This window comes from Arthrobacter sp. zg-Y820 (assembly GCF_030142155.1).
Lineage (GTDB): Bacteria > Actinomycetota > Actinomycetes > Actinomycetales > Micrococcaceae > Arthrobacter_B.
Map to the genome: position 1 here is coordinate 1459380 of NZ_CP126247.1, position 19003 is coordinate 1478382.

Consider the following 19003-nt stretch of genomic DNA (forward strand, 5'->3'; position numbering starts at 1 on the left):
TGCCTGCTGGGGCTGGTGGAACCCCTTGGGCCCCATGCGCCACAGAGGGTGGGATCCTGTGCAGCCGAAAGCCTCCCGCCCGTCCGACGTACAGCTAACGGGCTTATACCGGCCTCCGCCCCGTCCGTTGTACAGCAAACGGGCCTATCCCGAGCTGAAAAGCCCGTCATCCGTACTACGAACGCACGAACGTACGCCGGACGCACCACCCTTGCTCGAAGCAATCCCGTCGAGCCCGCAACGCAAAAAGGGGCCCTTCCGAAGAAGATCCCCTCTTTGCGTTGTGAGGTATCTGTCCATGCTTAGCGTCCGCGCGAAGCCTTGCGGTCCGGGCGGGCCTTGTACGGGTCGATGCCCTTGGGAATCGGCAGCCGGGTGCCCAGGGCGGCCAGGCGCTTGTTGACTGCCTGCACCTCCTGCTTGGTCAGCGACTTGGGCAGCTTCTTGGCTTTCTTGGCCACCTGGGAGAGCGGGGTCAGGTTCTCGCCGCGTCCGGTCTGGATGATGTGTACCGGAACGTTCGGCGCGATGCGGTTCATGCGGCGGCGTTCGCCGTCGGCCAGGGCCTTGGCGCGGCCGGGGGCCCCCTCGGTCACCAGGACAATGCCCGGGCGTCCGATGGCGCGGAACACGGCTTCCTGGCTGCGCGGGTTGATGGCGACCGGCTGCTCTTCCAGGATCCAGCCGCGGCGCAGGATGCTCAGCGCGGCGCCGGAGGCACCGGCCTGGCCCTCGATCTGGGTGAAGGCGGCGCGTTCGGCGCGGCGGGACAGGATGAAGACGGCAGCAAGCAGTCCCAGCGGAACCGCGATGATGAGCATCGTGATCCAGTTGTCGATCAGCAGGCCGATGATCAGCCCGACGGCGATGATGCCCAGGAACGCGCCCAGCATCACCCAAATCAGGTTCGGATCGTTGCGCCGCGTCATCTTGAAGACGTCGGCGATCTGCTTCATGCGGCCCGGGCCTTTTTTCTTCTTCTCCGCCTTGGGCTTGCGGGAGAAGAGGCCGCTGCGGGCGCTCTTGGGTGCGTCGGAATCTGTGCTTTTGGCCATAGTGGTTCAATTCTACGTGATCGGAGCGCGGTATCCGTGCGGCCCGGACGTCGGCAAACCGGAAGTTCCGGCTTTCCGTGCGCCGGGTTCGCGACAGGCGTACATCTGTCCGCCCGCCCCGTCTGCAGCGGGCCGGGCGGGAGCGAGTCAGCGGCGGGCGAGAATGGAGGACGCCTCCTGGAGCGTGGTGCCCGAATCCTCGATGTGTGCCAGCCGGGGCGGGAGCTCCAGGCCCTTCTTGCGCATCGCTCCCGCCCAGAGCCGGCCGGCCCGGTAGGAGGAGCGCACCAGCGGCCCGCTCATCACGCCGAGGAAACCCAAGGCGGTGGCCTCTTCGCTCAGCTCCACGAACTCCTGCGGCTTGACCCAGCGGTCCACCGGCAGGTGCCGGTCGCTGGGACGCAGGTACTGGGTGATGGTAAGCAGGTCGCAGCCGGCGTCGTGCAGGTCCCGCAGCGCACCCGAGATCTCCTCACGGGTCTCGCCCATGCCCAGAATCAGGTTGGACTTGGTGACCATGCCCAGTTTTTGTCCCTGCGTGATGACGTCCAGGGACCGTTCGTAGCGGAAGGCCGGCCGGATCCGCTTGAACAGCCGCGGAACGGTCTCGACGTTGTGCGCAAAGACTTCCGGCCGGGCCTCGCAGATCGCCTCGATGTACGCGGGGTTGCCGGAGAAGTCGGGGATCAGGATTTCGACGCCGGTGCCCGGGTTCAGCTCGTGGATCTTGCGGATGGTCTCGGCGTAGAGCCAGACGCCTTCGTCCTCCAGGTCGTCGCGGGCGACGCCGGTGACCGTGGCGTAGCGCAGGTTCATCTTCTGGACCGAGCGGGCCACCTTCGTCGGTTCGAAGATGTCGACGGCGGAGGGCTTGCCGGTGTCGATCTGGCAGAAGTCGCAGCGGCGGGTGCAGGCGGAGCCGCCAATCAGGAAGGTGGCCTCCTTGTCTTCCCAGCATTCGAAAATGTTCGGACAGCCGGCCTCCTCGCAGACGGTGTGCAGCCCCTCCTTCTGCACCTGGTCCTTCAACTGGACGTATTCGGGGCCGATGGACACCTTCGCCCGAATCCAGTCAGGCTTGCGTTCCACGGGAACGGCCACATTCCGCTGTTCAATGCGCAGCAGGCGGCGGCCTTCGGGTGCAAGGGTCATAGCATGGCTCCTTTCGGCCGGCCGGCTGCGGTTGCGCCGGTTTCCGGAGTTGCGGTGTCCGTGGTCCCAACGGGATGTTCGCGGACGAGGTGGTCCCGGCGGCGGAGAAGTTCTTCTTCCACACGGGCCACCAGGTCGGTCGGAGTGACCGTGCGGCCGGTCTCGGCCGAAAGCGTGGTGGTGCCGGCGTCGGCGATTCCGCAGGCGACAATCTGGCCGTAGGGAGCCAGATCGTTGCTGCAGTTGAGCGCGAACCCGTGCATGGTGACGCCGTGGTCCACCCGGATGCCGATGGCAGCGATCTTGCGGTCACTGCCGCCGCCGCGCACCCACACGCCGGAGCGGCCCGCCACCCGTTCGCCGGCAACGCCGTAGTCCGCCAGCACACTGATCAGCGCGGCTTCGAGCGTGTCCACATAGTTGGCGACCTTGCTGGGATCGGGCAGCCGAAGGATGGGATAGCCAACCAGCTGGCCCGGGCCGTGCCAGGTCAGCTTTCCGCCGCGGTCCACCGGTATCACCGGAGTTCCGTCAAACGGACGCTCGTGGTCCTCCGTGCGCCGGCCCGCGGTGTAGACCGGGGAATGCTCCAGCAACAGCACGGTGTCGGGGGCTGTGCCGGCCCGGACCCGCTCGTGCAGTGCGCGCTGCCGGTCCCAGCCGTCGCGGTATTCCACATAGTGCGGGGCGAGACCGATGCGCAGGAACTCCAAAGTCATGGGGCCAGCCTAGACTGCCGGAGCGCAAGTTCCGACTGTGGTTTGGCTCACACCGCCTCAGGAGTCGCAGCCGGTTGTGGATAACTTCTGCACGCGCCCGGGATCCGGTCTAGAACAGAGGGCATGGAGTTCAACGGAGCTATCGGGACAGCGCGTCCGCCGGTGATCGAGCAGGGGTACCGGGCCGCGCGGCTGCTGGGCTCGGGCAGCACGGCCCGGGTCTGGCTGGCGGTCCGCGAGCACGACGGCGCCTGCTTCGCTTTGAAGACACCGGCGGCGGGCGGCGGCCCCGCCGGTACGTTCGAAACCCGGCGGGAGCTGAACATCCTCTCGCGGTTCGAACACGAGAACCTGCTGCACCTGTACACGGTGCTGGAGACGGACCAGGGGCCGGGGCTGCTCATGGAACACGCGCCGGGGGAGTCACTGTCCCGCCTGGCGGCCGTCCGCGGAACCCTGACGCCGGGGGAATCGGTCACGGTCCTGGTGGGCATCGGCTCCGCGCTCGCCTATCTGCACGGACAGGGAGTTGTTCACGGCGATGTTTCGCCCGGAAACATTCTGTTCTCTGCGCAGGGCAAGCCGCTGCTCGCCGACCTGGGAACCGCCCGCCTGCTCGGGACGGCGGGGCCGGGTGTCCCGCCGGCACCGCCTGCTGTCGACGCCGCCGCGGAACCGGTCGCTCCTGAATGGCTGCCGCAGCCCGATGCTGACGTATTTGCCCTTGCCGCGTCGGGCTGGCTCATCCTGACCGGACAGGCCCTGCCCCCGCAAGAGCACCGTCCGCGGCTTGAGGCGCTGGTTCCCGGGATTCCGCCGGCGCTCGCCGCTGCAGTGGAAGCAGGGTTGCGGGCAGACGCCCCTCGCCCGGACGCCGCGGAGTTCACCCGGCTGGTCTTTGCCTCCGCCGCTGCGGAACCGCTGGACCTGGCGCTTCCCGTTAACGGTGACGGCGGACCCGGGGCGGAATCCCGCCGCGCCCGAATCGAACTGGGGCGGGCCTCCGCCGGGCTGCGGGCCTCCGCCGGGCTGCGGGCGCGGGGCCGGCGCCGAACATCCGGACGGCGTGCGGGCCCGGATGAGCGGATAACGGAGCGCAGACGCCCCAACCGGCTGCTGCTGAGCGCGGCGGCCGTCCTGGTGGCGGGCACGATGGGGCTGGGAGCCGTAGCGGTGGCTGCTCCGGAAATGCTGCAGCCGCAGGGCAGCCCGGCCCCGGAAGGCCAGACGCCGGAAGGCCAGACTCCGGAAGGCTCGAGGCCGGAAGGCCAGAGTCCGGAAGGCCCGGCCCCGGCCGGGCCCGGCGCTGCAGCCCCGGAGCAGGGCGATGCGCCGGAAGCAGATGCATCTGCGGTTCCGGCACAGCCGCCGGGCACTGCACAAGCTGTGGCGCCGCGACCGGAGGCCGCCCCTGGCCCGGGTCCGCTGGCACTGGTTCCGGAGCCCGAACTCCAGGCACTGCTGCGTGCAGATGATCCGGTACGGGCGGCGGCGGCCCTCGCGGAACTGCGTGCCCGGGCCTTCAGCACGGCCGACGCCGGGCTGCTGGACGGGGTCAATCTTCCGGGGTCATCAGCCATGGAAGCCGACCGGGCCGAGGTCGCCAAGCTCGAGGCAGCCGGAACCGTCCTCTCCGGCCTCACCGTGGAGGTCCTGTCCGCGGGTCCGGCGCTGCCGGGGGAGGGCGGGCGGTTCAGCGTGCCGGCAGCAGTGTCCACGTCGGCCTACGCCGAGCGTGACGCGCACGGCGGCATGGTCCGCGGTGCGGAAGCGCTGTCTCGTCAGGACATTGTCCTTGTCATGGTGAACACTCCGGACGGATGGCGGATCGAGGACATCCTGGCCTCGCCCGCCTGAGCGCCGTGCCGACATGGCGGCGCCGGGCCTGTCCCTGGGGTGTCCTGTCCGGCCTGAAAGATAGGATCGGGGACATGAGTTCAACTCCCTATCTTCGCTTTCCCGATCTGCACGACGACCTCGTCACCTTTGTGGCGGAAGACGACGTCTGGGTCGCCTCGCTGACCGGGGGCCGCGCGTGGCGGATCTCCTCGATGCATCTCCCGGCACGCAATCCCCGGTTTTCCCCCGACGGCGCCACCATCGCGTGGAGCGTCGTGCAGGGCAGCGCGCCCGAGGTGGTCGCGGCGGATACGGCCGGCGGAGACTTCCGCCGGCTGACCTACTGGGGCAACCAGGGCACCAGGGTCAAGGGCTTCAGCGCAGCCGGCAACGTGATCGCGATCAGCCCCTTCGAACACGAGGACTTCCGGCTGCGCTGGGCCTACGAAGTGCCCCTGGACGGCTCCGCCCCGCTGGCCCTGCCGTACGGCCCGGTGGACGCCGTGGCCCAGGGCCCGGCCGTGGGCGATGAGCGTCCCGTCGTCATCGGCTCCGTGATGACCCGCGAACCGGCCTGGTGGAAGCGCTACCGCGGCGGCACCGCCGGCAAGCTCTGGATCGATGCAGACGGCAACGGCGAGTTTGAGCGGCTCGTGCCGGAACTGGACGGCAACCTGACCGATCCCATGTGGATCGACGGCCGCATCGTCTTCCTCTCCGACCACGAGGGGTACGGCAACCTCTACTCGGTGACGCCGCAGGGAACGGACCTGCGCCGGCACACCGACTTCGGCGAGTTCTATGTCCGCCATGCCTCGACGGACGGGCACCGGATCGTCTTTGAATCCGCCGGCACCCTCTGGCTGCTGCCCTCGCTTGAGGACGACGCCCGGCCGCTGGACATCACCCTGGGCTCGGCCGGCACCGGCCGGCGGCCGCAGCCGCTGAACGTCGGCGCGCACCTGGCGGCTGTCATGCCGGACACCGAAGGCACCGCCTCCGTGGTGGAGTCCCACGGCACGCTGCACTGGCTGACGCACCGCGACGGACCGTCCCGCGTCATCGAAGCGGACTCCGCCGTCCGTGCCCGGCTGGGCCGGCCGCTGGCCGACGGCCGGGCCGTCTATGTGGCGGACCACGACGGCGAGGAATCCCTCTACGTCCGCAGTGTCTTTGCCGAGCTGGACCTGCCCGACGGCGCCGCCTCCGCCGTCCGGGACGGCCAGCCCGCCGCCTCCGCGGCAGCGCCCGTGCCCGGGGCCGCAGCCCCGGCCGCCGCCGAGCCTGAAATTGTCCTGCCCCGCCCGGTCTCGGCCGCCACCCGCACCCCGGTGCCGGTCCCGGCCACGGCACCGGCGCGCGAAGACAAGCCGCCGGTGGCCCCGGCAGGAGCGGAACCGGTCCGGCCGGAGGAGGACACGGAAACGTCGGCGGTACCGGCGGAGAAATCCCCGCGCACACTGCGCATCCCCTTCGACAAGCCCACCCGCGTCGCCCAGATCACCGCCAGCCCGGACGGAACCGCTGTTGCGGTATCCACCGAATACGGCGAGGTCTACCTGCTGGATCCCGCCGGCGGCGCCCTGGCCCGCATTGCCGCCACCGGTCACGGCGCCGTGGACCAGCTGGCGTTCTCTCCCGACTCACAGTGGCTGGCCTGGTCCGAGCCGGTGACCGGGGAAGGCGCACGGGCCCGAATCCGGGTGCACTCGGCAACGGATCCCGCGGCCGGGACCATCGAGGTGACCGACGGCCGTTTCCGCGACCATGCCCCGGCCTTCACCGTGGACGGACGCTACCTGGCGTTCCTGTCCGAGCGCAGCTTCGACCCGGTTTATGACACCCACCGCTTCGACCTGAGTTTCCCGTCCTCCACCAAGCCCTTCCTCGTCGCCCTCGCGGCGGATACGCCGTCGCCCTTCGGCCCCTCCGTCCACGGCCTTCCGGTGCCACGCGCCGAACAGCCTCCGGTGTCCTCGGATGATCCGGCCGAAGCGGCCCCTTCGGGCCCGCGATCGGTGATTGACGCCGTCGGCATCTCTGACCGGATCATCAGTGTGCCGGTGCCGCAGGGCCGCTACGAAAAGCTCACGGCGGCCGACGGCGCCCTGCTCTGGCTGGCGTCCGACACTTACGGGGTCACCGGCGACGGCCGGGCCTCGACCCGCGACCGGCAGCCCGCCGGCCGGCTGGAACGCTTCGACCTGGAGAAGAAGGACGTGTCGGTCCTGGTGCCGGCCCTGGAGGATTACGAGATCAGCGGCGACGGCCGCAAGGTCGTGTTTGTCCACGAGCAGCAGGTGCACGCCGTCCCGTCGTCGTCGCGCGCCGACAACGACTCGCCGGAGAACGTCACCGTGGATCTCACCCGCATCCGCGTCCTGCTGGATCCGCTGAAGGTCTGGGGCCAGGAATTCGATGAAGCGTGGCGCCTGCAGCGAGACTTCTTCTGGGCGCCGGACATGGGCGGACTGGACTGGAAGGGCATCCACGCCCGGTACCGGCCGCTGATTGACCGGCTCGGCTCGCACGATGACCTGGTGGACGTGCTGTGGGAGATGCAGGGCGAGCTGGGCACATCCCACGCGTATGTTGCGCCCCGGCCGGCGGCCGAGCCCGGTGCCGGCGCGCAGGGCTTCCTGGGCGCCGATCTGCGCCCCGGCCCGGGCGGCTGGGAAGTGGTGCGGATCCTGTCCGCGGAATCCTCCGACCCGCAGGCCGTGTCGCCGCTGGCGGCTCCCGGGGCCGACGTGCACCCGGGCGACATCATCGCCGCCGTCGACGGCCGGCCGGTTCCGGCGGACCAGGGCCCGGCGCCGCTGCTCTCCAGCGCTGCCGGCAGCACCGTGGAACTGACCATCGTCCGGACGGCGGAGGACGGCGCCGGCGCACCCAGCCAGCGCCGGATCGCCGTCGTGCCCCTGCGCAGCGAGGAACGCCTGCGCTACCAGAACTGGGTCGCCGCGAACCGCAGGATTGTCCGGGAAGCCTCCAACGGAGGATTCGGCTACCTGCACATCCCCGACATGGTCGCCAACGGCTGGTCCCAGCTGCACCGCGACCTGGACCAGGAGTCCTCCCGCAATGCGCTGATCGTGGACGTGCGGCGCAACCGCGGCGGCCACACCTCGCAGCTGGTCGCCGAACTGATCGGCCGGAAGGTCACCGCCTGGACGCTGGCCCGCGGCGAGCAGCCCAGCACCTACCCGGCGCATGCGCCCCGCGGACCGGTGGTGATCCTGACCGACGAGTTCGCAGGTTCCGACGGCGACATCATCACCCAGGTGGCCAAGCTGCGCGGGATCGGTCCCGTGATCGGCATGCGGACCTGGGGCGGCGTCGTCGGCATCGACGGCCGGTTCAAGCTGGTCGACGGCACGGGTGTGAACCAGCCGCGCTACGGCTTCTGGGTCACCGGCGGCATTGACTGGACGGTGGAGAACTACGGCGTGGATCCGGACATTGAGGTTCCGTTCCCGCCGCATGCCTATGCCGCCGGAGAGGATCCCCAGCTGGAGCACGGCGTGGGGATCCTGAAGGAAATGCTCTCCGAGCTGCCCACCGACCAGCCGCCGGCCCTGGCCGGCTACCCGGCGCTGCAGCCCGCTCCGCTGCCGCCGCGCCCGCAGCCGACGCCGGCAGCAGGGGCCCGGCCGGGCACATCAGCGGCTCCGGCGCCGGTTTCGGCTGCCGGCGCCGCCGGTGACCGGGAGGCCGGGCGGCACTAACGGCAGAGAGCCGGCCGCCCGCATCCCGCCGAAATGGCAGAAGGTGCTGTTCCCAGAGCTGGGAACATCACCTTCTGCCATTTCGCGGCGGAGGTCAGGGCTGAGGTCCTAGGACTCCAGCGTCGCCTCCAGGGAGATCTTGATTCCGGCGAGGGCCTGGGAAACCGGGCAGCCGCTCTTGGCGGCCTCGGCGATGTCCTGGAATTCTTCGGCGGTCAGGCCGGGCACGACGGCCGTGACCTTGAGCCGGCTTTCGGTGATGCCGGTGCCGGGAACGAAGGAGACATCCGCTGACGTTTCAATGCGCTCAGCGGTCTTGCCTGCCTCGGCGAGGCCGTTGCTGAAGGCCATGGAGAAGCAGGCCGAGTGGGCGGCGGCAATGAGCTCCTCGGGGCTGGTCTTGCCGTTGGCTTCCTCGGCGCGTGCCTTCCACGTGACGTCGTAGGTTCCCAGGCCGGAGCTGTCGAGGGTGACCTCGCCCTGGCCGTTGAAGAGATCGCCGTTCCAGACGGTATGGGCTGAGCGGACTGTAGCCATGGGGGCTCCTTAAAAACGGATGGGATGAAGGCCGGAAGATTCCGGCACTTCATCCCATCCTATTCAGAGTCGCGCGGCAGGATCTACTGCAGCGACGGAACGTGCTCCCGCGCGGACTATCTGGAAGGGCCTACCACATGGTGGCGACGGCGATGTTGACCACCGTCAGAATGCCCACGCCATTGGCCAGGCCCTTGCCCACGGGCTCGCCCTTCTTGTACTTTCGCTGGCCGACAAAGGCCATTGCGGCAATGGCCAGGGCCAGCACCAGCTTGACGGCAATCTTGACGTGGTTGACGTCGTAATCGTCCATCTCGGCCAGGCCGACCAGCAGCAGGCCGGTGACCAGCTGCAGCAGGGCTCCGTGGAACTGGCCGGGCATCACGGTGGGGTTCTTGATCCGGGCGAACCAGATGCCGACGATGATGGCGGCGCCAAGGATGTGCAGGAAAACGAGAAAGTTCTGTAGGAAGTCCATGCGTCCAGCTTACCGACGGTCCGTCAGCATTCCTGCCCGCCCGCGGTGTAAAACGGTAACTTTTCTACAACAGGTAGAAGTCAGTCGTCAGTAGGAGGTCGTCCGGAGCCGGCGGCGGACAGCGCAAAGGGCGCCTCCCCGAGGGGAAGCGCCCTTTGCGGCTATGCCGGGTTCCGGTCCGGAACTACAGGCCCAGATCGGCCGAGAAGTTGCCCTCTTCGAGCCGTGCCTTGAGCGTCTGCAGGAAACGTCCTGCATCCGCGCCGTCCACCAGGCGGTGGTCGTAGGACAGGGACAGGTACATCATGGAGCGGATCGCGATGGTGTCGTTGCCCTCGGCGTCCGTCAGGACGACGGGGCGCTTGACGATCGCACCGGTGCCCAGGATGGCCACCTGCGGCTGGTTGATGATCGGGGTATCGAACAGTGCGCCCACCGAACCGATGTTGGTGATCGTGAAGGTGCCGCCGGACAGCTCGTCCGGTCCGATCTTGCCTTCCTTGGTGCGGGAGCCGACGTCGCCGATGCGCTTGGCAAGTCCGGCAAGGTTCAGGTCGCCGGCATCGCTGATGACCGGAACCAGCAGGCCCTTTTCGGTGTCCACGGCGATCGCCAGGTGCTCGGCGTCGTGGTAGGTGATCTGCTGCGAGTCCCAGTCGTAGGACGCGTTCAGCTTCGGGTGCTGCTTCAGCGCCTCGGTGACGGCCTTGGCAATGAACGGCAGGAACGTGAGCTTCGCGCCGTTCTGCGCGGCGAAGTCGTTCTTGGCCGTGGCGCGCAGCTTGGCGATGCGCGTCATGTCCACTTCCTGGACCTGGGTCAGCTGGGCCGAAACCTGCAGGGACTCGACCATGCGGCGGGCGATCGTCTGGCGGATCCGCGGCGCCTTGACCGTGGTGCCGCGCAGCTTGGCGCTTGCTTCGCTGATCTTTGCCGGTGCTGCCTTGTCCGAGGACGCGGCTGCTGCCGGAGCGGCGGCGGGCTGGGCTTCGGCGGCCTTCTTGGCTTCGGCAGCCTCGAGGACATCCTGCTTGCGGATGCGGCCGGCCACGCCGGAACCCTTGACGGTGGAGAGGTCCACGCCGTGCTGGTTGGCGAGCTTGCGCACCAGCGGGGTGACGTAGGTGCCTTCGGACTCGGCCGCAGCGGGAGCTTCCTGCGCAGGAGCCTCCTGCTTGGGCTCGGCCTTCGGCTCGGGCTTCTTCTCCTCCTGCTTCGGGGCAGGCGTCTCTTCCTTCTTCGGCTCGACGGCCGGAGCTTCGCGCTCGTCCTTGGAGGCTGCCGCTACGGGCTCGGCTTCCTTCGGCTCGGCCGTCGCGGGAGCGCCGGCACCGGAACCGATGACGGCCAGAACGGCGCCGACCTCGGCGGTCTCGTCCTCGTTCACGCGGATTTCCAGCAGCTTGCCGGCAACGGGGGAGGGGATCTCGGTGTCGACCTTGTCGGTGGAGACCTCGAGCAGCGGCTCGTCAACCTCGACGTCGTCGCCCACGGCCTTCAGCCAGCGGGTGACGGTGCCTTCGGTGACGGACTCGCCCAGTGCGGGCAGGGTCACGTCGGTGCCCTCGGCGGAACCCGAATCAGCGGAATCCGAGGATTCGGCGGCGGGGGCTTCCTGCGCCGGAGCTTCCTCCGCTGCGGGGGCCTCTTCGGCCGGAGCTTCCTGCGCCGGAGCTTCCTCCGCGGGAGCGGAATCTGCGGAGCCGGAGCCGTCGCCGATGCGCACCAGCGCCTGGCCGACCTCTGCTGTTTCGTCTTCGGCTACGAGGATTTCCTCGATGACGCCGGCGACGGGGGAGGGGATCTCGGTATCAACCTTGTCGGTGGATACCTCGAGCAGCGGCTCGTCTACTGCGACGCTGTCGCCGACGGCCTTGAGCCAGCGGGTGACGGTGCCTTCGGTGACGCTTTCACCGAGGGCGGGTAAGTTCACGGTTTCAGACATATTGTCCCCGTTTCTCCTTATTAGATCTTTGTTGACCAGCCGTACCGCTGGTGCTGGTGGTGAAAGCCTAGTGCACCCGGTGGTTGGGCTGCCGGGTGCACTAAGCAGGTGGTTCTTGTTCTAGCCGTGCAGGGGCTTGCCGGCGAGGGCCATGGCGGCCTCACCGAGGGCTTCGTTCTGCGTCGGGTGGGCGTGCAGCAGGCTCGCCAAGTCCTCCGGGTAGGCTTCCCAGTTCACGATCAGCTGTGCTTCGCCGATCTGCTCGCCGATGCGGCCGCCGATCATGTGGACACCCACGATGGGGCCGTCCTTTTCGCGGACCATCTTGATCAGGCCGGAGGAGCCCAGGATGGAGGTTTTGCCGTTGCCGGCCAGGTTGTATTCCTGGACCTGAACGTTCTCGTCGCCCAGCTTGGCCTTGGCGGCCTTTTCGGTCAGGCCCACGGAAGCGATTTCCGGCTCGCAGTAGGTGACCTTCGGGATGTTGACGTCTTCGACGATAACCGGTTTGAGGCCGGCGATCTCCTCGGCGACGAAGATGCCCTGCTGGAAGCCGCGGTGGGCCAGCTGCAGGCCCGGCACGATGTCGCCGACGGCGTAAACGTTGCCGACGCCGGTGTGCAGGCGTTCGTTGGTGATGACGAAGCCGCGGTCCATGGTCAGGCCGGCTTCTTCGTAGCCCAGGTTGGCGGTGACCGGTCCGCGGCCCACGGCCACGAGCATCAGGTCAGCTTCGTAGGTCTTGCCGTCGGCAAGCGTGACGACGACGCCGTCGTCGTTCTGCTTCACGTTGTCGAAGAAGATGCCGGTGCTGAACTTGATGCCGCGCTTCTTGTAGGCGCGTTCCAGCTGTTTGATGATTGCTGCGTCTTCGTTCGGCACCAGGGACGGCAGTCCCTCGATGATGGTGACGTCCACGCCGAAGGAGTTCCAGACCGAAGCGAATTCGACGCCGATGACGCCGCCGCCCAGGATGATGGCGCTCTTGGGGATGGTGTCCATCTTCAGGGCCTGGTCCGAGGTGATGACCTTGCCGCCGATTTCCAGGCCCGGCAGTGACCGGGAGTAGGAGCCGGTGGCCAGGATGATGTTGGCGCCCGTGTAGGTCTCACCGTTCATCTCGATGGTCTTTTCGCTGGTGAGCTTGCCTTCACCCTCGATGACAGTGATGCCCTTGGACTTGATCAGGCCCTGCAGGCCGCGGAACTTGCCCGCAATGATGTTGTCCTTGTAGGAGTTCACCGCCACCATGTCCACGGAATCGAAGGTGGCCTTGACGCCGTACTTCGAAGCGGTCTTGGCGTTTTCGGCGACTTCAGCCGAATGCAGCAGCGCCTTGGTGGGGATGCAGCCGTTGTGCAGGCAGGTGCCGCCCAGCTTTCCCTTTTCGATGAGTCCTACTGAGAAACCCAGCTCCACGGAGCGAAGGGCGGCGGCGTAGCCGCCGCTTCCTCCTCCGAGGATCAGGATGTCGAATTCTTGCGCAGTTGCCTTTTCGGCCACTTGAACGCTCCCTCGCGTAATCGGTGACGCACATGGGCGCGTCGTTTTAGTGATTTGGGCGGTCGTGATTGTCTCTCACACTATCCCGCCGGCAGGGCTCCATCCACTCGATGCAGGCCCGCCGGCGGGAAGTGTAATGAGAAACACCAGTCACAACAGTCATTCCTGGCGGCCCCTGAGCGGGGCCGGTGCTATATGGGTGCGGCTTAGGCGGAGCGGGCGACTACGTCTTCCGCGTAGGCCACGAGTGTGCGGACCGCGACGCCGGTGCCCTCCTTGGGCGTGTAGCCGTAGGGGGATCCTTCGTTGAAGGCCGGGCCCGCGATGTCCAAGTGGGCCCAGGGAATCTTCACGCCGTCGACCTCGCCGACAAATTCGCGCAGGAAGCTGGCGGCGGTCATCATGCCGCCGAACCGCTCACCGTGGTTGGCGATGTCCGCTACCGAGGAATCCAGGCTCGCGCGCAGTTCTTCGGGGATGGGCATCGGCCAGAACAGTTCTCCGGCGCGGTCCGCTGCGGCCTTCACGGCGTCGCGCACTCCTTCCTCGCCCATGACGGCCGAGACCCGGTTGCCCAGGGCGATCATCTGCGCACCGGTGAGGGTGGCGACGTCGATCAGGACGTCCGGCGCCTCCTCGGAGGCGGCGACCAGGCCGTCGGCCATGACCAGGCGGCCTTCGGCATCGGTGTTCAGCACCTCCACGGTGCGTCCGCCGTACGTCGTCATGACATCGCCGGGGCGCTGGGCGGTGCCCGAGGGCATGTTCTCGGCCAGGCACAGCCAGGCGGTGACCTTGACCGGCAGTCCCAGTTCGGCGATGGCCAGCAGGGCGTTCAGGACGACGGCGGCGCCGCCCATGTCGCACTTCATGGTCTGCATGCCGGCGGCCGGCTTCAGGGAGAGTCCGCCGGAATCGAAGGTGATGCCCTTGCCCACCAGGGCCAGCTTGGCCTTGGCGCGCTGCGGTGCGTATTCGAGCTTGACCATGCGCGGCGGCCGGGAGGAGCCCTTGCCGACGCCCATCAGCCCGCCGAAGCCGTCGCGCTCGAGCTTCTTCTCATCCATCACCGTGACCTTGACCTTGGCCGAGAGCGGCTTGGCCAGGTCCTTGGCGGCGGCGGCGAACGTCTCGGGGTACAGGTGGCTCGGGGGCTGGTTGACCAGAGTCCGGGTGGCGTTGACGGCGCGGCCCAGGATGCGGGCGCGTTCCAGCGCCGGCTTGAGTGCCTTCTCGTCGGCGGCCGGAGTGAGGACGATGATGCTGCGCACCGGCTCCTTGACGGCGGCGCCCTTGTCCGTGCGGTGCTCGCTGTAGCTGTAGGCGCCGAAGAGCGCGCCCTCGGCGACGGCGGCGGCGTCGGCCACGGTGGCGGCCGGCAGGGCCAGGGCCACGGATTCGGTGCCGGCGAGCTGGCGGACGGCGGATCCGGCCGCCCGGCGCAGCGCCTCTTCGCTGAGCGGAACTCCGGCGGTGACCTTGCCGACCCCGGCCAGGACCAGCATCTGGGCCTCCAGCTCGGGCAGCCCGGGCAGACGGTGGACCTCGTCGGCGGCACCGGTGACGCCGAGAAGGGGCAGCGACGCGGCCAGGGCGGATGCCGCCTTGGGGCTCAGCGGGCTGTCGATCAGAACGGGGCCGCCGGAGGTCTGGCCAATCCCTACCACCAATGCCTGGGCCGGGACTTTGGAAACGTCCCGGGAGATCACCGACAGATTTGGCTCGTTCGTTTTGACCACGAAGTTTCATCCTTACGTTATGCACGAATTGTTGACTGGTGCCGCGTTCTCCCGCGTCCCGCATAGTGCCGGCACGGCTCCTCTGTACAGATCGTAGTCTCTTGCCCGCGCCCCGGGGGTTTGCTAAGCGGCAGTGTGCCCTTGGCGGACGGGAATGAAACGCGGGGGCGGCGGCGTTTACCCTTGAGTAATCAGCGCAGCCCGCGCTGTACCTGCGCTCTGCTGGGATCGGAAGTTTTCCTCTTGGAGAAGTTTCCTTGCAGCACCGCCGCGGACATTCGCAAACCTCGGGAGACCGAAGCACATGGAAGCACAGAAGGGGAAGACATGCTTGATCCGCTGACCCTGTTTAATCTCAATCCGGAAGTGGCCGACGACGCCGGCCTGCACGGGTTGCAGCTTCTGGTGGGCTTTACCGGCTTTGCCGAGGCCGGCCACGTGGTCTCCCAGATCCGCGACGAGCTGCTGGAATCGCTCGATCACGACCTGGTGGCGTCCTTCGACACCGACCAGCTCATCGACTACCGCGCCCGCCGCCCGCAGATCTCCTTCGTGGAGGACCACCTCGCGGACTACGAACCGCCGCTGCTGAACCTGTACCGGCTCTATGACGGTTTGGGTGAGCCGTTTCTCTTCCTGACCGGTTTCGAACCTGACGTGCAGTGGGAACGGTTCACCGCAGCCGTCGTGCATCTGGCGAAGACCTTCGGTGTGCAGCAGGTGAGCTGGATCCACTCGATTCCGATGCCGGTGCCGCACACCAGGCCCGTGGGCGTGACCGTCCACGGCAACCGCCCGGACCTCATGGCGGGCATCAGCTCCTGGCGGCCCAACGCGCAGATCCAGGCAGCCGTGGGGCACATCCTGGAACTTCGGCTGACGCAGGCCGGGATCGACGTCGTCGGCCATGCCATGCACGTGCCGCACTATCTCGCCGAAGCCGAGTTCCCGCCGGCCGCCGTGGCCGGGCTGGAATACCTGGGTGCTGCGGCTTCGCTGGTGCTGCCCACCGACCGCCTGCGTGAAGCCGGCCGCGACGTGGAACGCCAGATCGCCGAACAGGTGGAGGCCTCGGCCGAAGTCAAGGGAGTCGTGGCCACCTTGGAAAAGCGCTACGACGAGTACACGGACAGCAGCGTGCGCCGTTCCCTGCTCGTGAAGGACAATGACGAGCTCGCGAACGCCGAGGAACTCGGCGCCGCCGTCGAAGCGTACTTGGCCAGTCCGCAGGCGGAGGAGGAATCCGAGGCGCTGTGGCCGGAGAATCACGAAAACTCAACGGAGGACGCAGAAACCGGTGGAAAGAAGAACACTTCGGGACAACCGGACCGCGGGTCCGGGCCGGCACCGCAGGATCATCCTCGGGAGTAGCCGTCCGGAGGTGCGGCTGTGAACAGTTCCCGCGCCTGGCTGGTCTGGGGCATCAGCGTCCTCGCCTACCTGGCTGCGGTGACACAGCGCACCACCTTCGGCGTGGCCGGGCTGGAGGCCACGGCACGCTTTGACGCCACAGCTTCCATCCTTTCCGTTTTCACCGTGGTGCAGCTGCTGGTTTATGCCGGCCTGCAGATTCCGGTGGGGGTGCTCGTGGACCGGTTCGGTCCGCGCCTGCTGATTGCCGGCGGCGCCGCCCTGATGGTGGCCGGCCAGCTGCAGCTGGCCACTGCCGACTCGGTGGGCGGCGGCATCCTGGGCCGTTCCCTGGTCGGTGCCGGCGACGCCCTCACCTTCATCAGTGTCCTGCGCCTGCTCCCGGTCTGGTTCAGCGGCCGGCACATTCCCGTCCTGACCCAATGGACCGGAATCATCGGCCAGCTCGGCCAGATCGTCAGCGCCGTGCCCTTTGCCTTTGTCCTGCGCCGCTTCGGCTGGAACACGGCCTTTGTCTCCGCCGCGTCCCTCTCCGTCCTGATCCTGGTGCTCACCCTGGTCTTTGTCCGCAACCGCCCGGCCGGCTCGGAGGCGCCCCCGGTGCTGCCGCTGCGCCAAACCGCCACCTCGCTGGCCGAGGCCTGGCGCCAGCCCGGAACGCGGCTGGGCATGTGGACGCACTTCACCATCCAATTCCCCGGCACCGTTTTTGTCATGATGTGGGGCTTCCCGTATCTGGTCAGCGCGGAGGGCGTGGAATCCTCCTGGGCTTCGGCGCTGATGACGCTCTTTGTCGTGGTGGCCGTCATCTGCGGGCCGTGGCTCGGTTCCTGGGTGGGGCGCCATCCGCTGCGCCGGTCCACCATGGTGCTGCTGATCGCCGCGGCGATGGCCTGCGCCTGGCTGGCCGTGCTGCTGTATCCGGGGCCCGCGCCGCTGTGGCTGCTCGCCGTGCTCGTGGCAGTGCTGGCGGTGGGCGGCCCGGGATCGATGATCGGCTTCGATTTCGCCCGCACCTACAATCCAGGCCACCGGCTGGGCACCGCCACCGGGATCGTGAACATCGGCGGCTTCATCGCCTCACTGGTGTCCATGTACCTGATCGGCGTGGTGCTGGACGTCCTGGACGCCACCGGTTTCTCCGGGGGAGACCTGTACGCGCTGGACTCCTTCCGGATTGCGCTTGCCGTCCAGTTTGCCGTGATGGCCGTGGGGGTCGCCGGGATTCTCCGCACCAGGGGGCGGGTCCGGGCACGCATGGCCGACGACGGCGTCCGGCTTCCGCCGCTGCGGGCGGCAATCGCCCGGGAGCGGCAGGCCAAACAGGCAGCGAGGAAGTCCCGGCAGGAACGCCGGGAACCGGATCCCGGCCGCGAATAACGACGCGACTGTTCCTCCACGGGCGGGGCCGGCCGACTGGACGGCCGGTTTCTGTCCACAGCAGCCTCCGATCCACTCGCCGGACGCCGTCCCGGCCGCGAAGCTCGAGCCATGACGAAAATTCCCACCGGCCGGCGCCCCCAGGAACCGTTTCCGGTCAGCGGACCCATGGACATCCTGGCCTTCATACCCCACAGCCTCGGCTTCGTCCCGCAGGAGTCGATGGTCCTCATGACCATGGACTCCGCCCGGCTCGGCGCGACTCTGCGGCTGGACCTGCCTCCTGCCGGCCTGAACCACACCGATTTCGCGGCCCGGGTAACGGAGCTTCTGCGCTCCGACCGAGCTGCCAACGGCGTGCTGATGGCCCTGTACACGAATCTGGCCTGGCAGCAGCCGGAGGTTCCGCCGTACTGCCCGCTCGTCACCGAGCTTGGCGAACACCTCGCAGAGGCGGGCCTGCCCATCCGGGATGGCTGGCTGGTCTCTGCGCATGCCTGGCGCGAGTATTTCTGCACCGACAGCAGCTGCTGTCCCTGGCCCGGCCACTCCCTCGGCCTGATCGCCGACAGCACCCTCAGCGCCGAAATGGTGTACCGGGGCAGTGCCTACGCCCGTTCGCTGGATGAAGCGGTCAGCCTGGACCTGCCGCCGGCCTGGGAGAACAGCGCTGATGCGGCGCTGCACCGGTCCGCCTATGTGCGCCGGCTGCGGACCCGCTGGTGCCGGCGTGCGCAGTTCGCCGGCACCCTGGCCGTGTGGAATGCGTTTTTCGCCGCTGCGGCCGGCACGGGCACGGAGCAGGCCGTCCCGGAGCGGGGCTGTCCCCAGTTGCGCGCCGACCCCGAGGCAGCCGGCTTCCTGCTGGCCAGCCTGCGCGCCCGGCCGGTGCGGGACACGCTCCTGGTAATGGCAGCCCTGGGGTACGGCCGGGCGCTGGAAGGCGCCGAGGCGTGCAATCTGTTGTCGACGGATGACAACCGGCCTGTGCTGCCGCCGGGCACCGGCGAGACCGCCTGGCCGGCTCCCGAAAGAGTTCCGCGGACCGGCTCCGGCACCGTCCGCGCAGCCAATCGGAGATCTCCCCTCCGGCCCCGGCCGGGAGCGGTTTCCGACCCGGAACGGGACTTCCGCGAGGTGCTTATTGGCCAGTATTCCGGGCTTCCGGATTGGACCGGCATGGATGCGGCCTTTGCGGTCTTCGCCGAACTGCTCGCGGCCACGGCAGGAGACCCTGGGGAAGCGGTCGACGCCGACGGCGAAGCTGCCGCCGCCCTGCTCAGCCTGCTGGCCTGGATCGAATGGGCCAGGGGGAGGGGCTCCCGGGCCCAGGTGCATCTGACCCGCTGCCTGGCATCGTATCCGGGGTACCGCCTGGCGGAACTGCTGGAAGACCTCCTGACCACCGGCATGTTCCCGCTGTGGGCCCGACAGGCAGGTACCGCTTGGCGGTCGCCGCCGGCGCCGCATCCCGGAACCGCCCGCAGCTGAGTCGATCAGGGTCTGCGGGCGACGCTTCACCGGCGGCTCTGATAGCGGCGGCAACACCGGTCTCGG

13 protein-coding genes are annotated in these 19003 nt (G+C 68.4%); 5 read left to right on the forward strand and 8 right to left on the reverse strand.

Annotation, left to right across the window (positions count from 1 at the left end):
- Positions 1–302: 302 nt before the first annotated feature.
- The 3 genes from QNO08_RS06500 to lipB all read right to left on the reverse strand — a co-directional run bounded on the left by QNO08_RS06500 (position 303) and on the right by lipB (position 2926).
- Entirely contained in the window at positions 303–1055 is a 753-nt protein-coding gene (locus QNO08_RS06500) for a DUF4191 domain-containing protein (RefSeq protein WP_229966945.1), read from the reverse strand.
- Between the two features lie 147 nt (positions 1056–1202).
- The gene (lipA, locus tag QNO08_RS06505) at positions 1203–2207 is read right to left on the reverse strand and encodes a lipoyl synthase (protein WP_229966944.1); all 1005 of its coding nucleotides are present in this window, start codon (positions 2205–2207) and stop codon (positions 1203–1205) included.
- Positions 2204–2926 carry a lipoyl(octanoyl) transferase LipB gene (lipB, locus tag QNO08_RS06510; RefSeq protein WP_229966943.1) on the reverse strand — a complete coding sequence of 241 codons (723 nt, stop codon included), beginning with the start codon at positions 2924–2926 and terminating at the stop codon, positions 2204–2206. Before lipB ends, lipA begins: the two co-directional genes overlap by 4 nt.
- A gap of 123 nt (positions 2927–3049) precedes the next feature.
- On the opposite strand from lipB, the gene QNO08_RS06515 reads away from it, so the two are divergent.
- Both QNO08_RS06515 and QNO08_RS06520 read left to right on the forward strand, forming a co-directional pair.
- Positions 3050–4783 carry a serine/threonine protein kinase gene (locus QNO08_RS06515; RefSeq protein ID WP_229966942.1) on the forward strand — a complete coding sequence of 578 codons (1734 nt, stop codon included), beginning with the start codon at positions 3050–3052 and terminating at the stop codon, positions 4781–4783.
- A 74-nt stretch (positions 4784–4857) separates the two neighbouring features.
- Positions 4858–8493, forward strand: a complete 3636-nt coding sequence (locus QNO08_RS06520) for a S41 family peptidase (protein WP_229966941.1) — start codon at positions 4858–4860, stop codon at positions 8491–8493.
- Between the two features lie 108 nt (positions 8494–8601).
- Here the strand turns inward: QNO08_RS06520 and QNO08_RS06525 are convergent, their stop codons facing one another.
- From QNO08_RS06525 to QNO08_RS06545, 5 genes are all read right to left on the reverse strand, one after another.
- Positions 8602–9030 carry an OsmC family protein gene (locus QNO08_RS06525; protein ID WP_229966940.1) on the reverse strand — a complete coding sequence of 143 codons (429 nt, stop codon included), beginning with the start codon at positions 9028–9030 and terminating at the stop codon, positions 8602–8604.
- Between the two features lie 130 nt (positions 9031–9160).
- Positions 9161–9508 (reverse strand): hypothetical protein, encoded by a 348-nt coding sequence (locus QNO08_RS06530; protein WP_229966939.1) that lies wholly within the window; start codon positions 9506–9508, stop codon positions 9161–9163.
- 184 nt (positions 9509–9692) lie between these two features.
- Positions 9693–11453 (reverse strand): 2-oxoglutarate dehydrogenase, E2 component, dihydrolipoamide succinyltransferase, encoded by a 1761-nt coding sequence (sucB, locus tag QNO08_RS06535; protein WP_229966938.1) that lies wholly within the window; start codon positions 11451–11453, stop codon positions 9693–9695.
- 120 nt (positions 11454–11573) lie between these two features.
- Positions 11574–12956 (reverse strand): dihydrolipoyl dehydrogenase, encoded by a 1383-nt coding sequence (gene lpdA / locus QNO08_RS06540; RefSeq protein WP_229966937.1) that lies wholly within the window; start codon positions 12954–12956, stop codon positions 11574–11576.
- A gap of 206 nt (positions 12957–13162) precedes the next feature.
- Positions 13163–14695 carry a leucyl aminopeptidase gene (locus QNO08_RS06545; RefSeq protein ID WP_229966936.1) on the reverse strand — a complete coding sequence of 511 codons (1533 nt, stop codon included), beginning with the start codon at positions 14693–14695 and terminating at the stop codon, positions 13163–13165.
- Positions 14696–15022: 327 nt separating this feature from the next.
- Between QNO08_RS06545 and QNO08_RS06550 the strand changes: the two genes are divergently transcribed.
- The 3 genes from QNO08_RS06550 to QNO08_RS06560 all read left to right on the forward strand — a co-directional run bounded on the left by QNO08_RS06550 (position 15023) and on the right by QNO08_RS06560 (position 18937).
- Positions 15023–16066, forward strand: a complete 1044-nt coding sequence (locus QNO08_RS06550) for a PAC2 family protein (protein ID WP_229966935.1) — start codon at positions 15023–15025, stop codon at positions 16064–16066.
- 18 nt (positions 16067–16084) lie between these two features.
- Positions 16085–17446: an MFS transporter gene (locus tag QNO08_RS06555; RefSeq protein ID WP_229966934.1), complete on the forward strand. Its 1362-nt coding sequence runs from the start codon at positions 16085–16087 to the stop codon at positions 17444–17446.
- 111 nt (positions 17447–17557) lie between these two features.
- Positions 17558–18937: a DUF4192 domain-containing protein gene (locus QNO08_RS06560; RefSeq protein ID WP_229966933.1), complete on the forward strand. Its 1380-nt coding sequence runs from the start codon at positions 17558–17560 to the stop codon at positions 18935–18937.
- Positions 18938–19003: the final 66 nt, after the last annotated feature.

Coding starts and splice junctions, on each gene's coding strand:
- QNO08_RS06500 (WP_229966945.1), bottom strand. CDS start 1,055: ATGGCCAAAAGCACAGATTCCGACGCACCCAAGAGCGCCCGCAGCGGC.
- lipA (WP_229966944.1), bottom strand. CDS start 2,207: ATGACCCTTGCACCCGAAGGCCGCCGCCTGCTGCGCATTGAACAGCGG.
- lipB (WP_229966943.1), bottom strand. CDS start 2,926: ATGACTTTGGAGTTCCTGCGCATCGGTCTCGCCCCGCACTATGTGGAA.
- QNO08_RS06515 (WP_229966942.1), top strand. CDS start 3,050: ATGGAGTTCAACGGAGCTATCGGGACAGCGCGTCCGCCGGTGATCGAG.
- QNO08_RS06520 (WP_229966941.1), top strand. CDS start 4,858: ATGAGTTCAACTCCCTATCTTCGCTTTCCCGATCTGCACGACGACCTC.
- QNO08_RS06525 (WP_229966940.1), bottom strand. CDS start 9,030: ATGGCTACAGTCCGCTCAGCCCATACCGTCTGGAACGGCGATCTCTTC.
- QNO08_RS06530 (WP_229966939.1), bottom strand. CDS start 9,508: ATGGACTTCCTACAGAACTTTCTCGTTTTCCTGCACATCCTTGGCGCC.
- sucB (WP_229966938.1), bottom strand. CDS start 11,453: ATGTCTGAAACCGTGAACTTACCCGCCCTCGGTGAAAGCGTCACCGAA.
- QNO08_RS06550 (WP_229966935.1), top strand. CDS start 15,023: ATGCTTGATCCGCTGACCCTGTTTAATCTCAATCCGGAAGTGGCCGAC.
- QNO08_RS06560 (WP_229966933.1), top strand. CDS start 17,558: ATGACGAAAATTCCCACCGGCCGGCGCCCCCAGGAACCGTTTCCGGTC.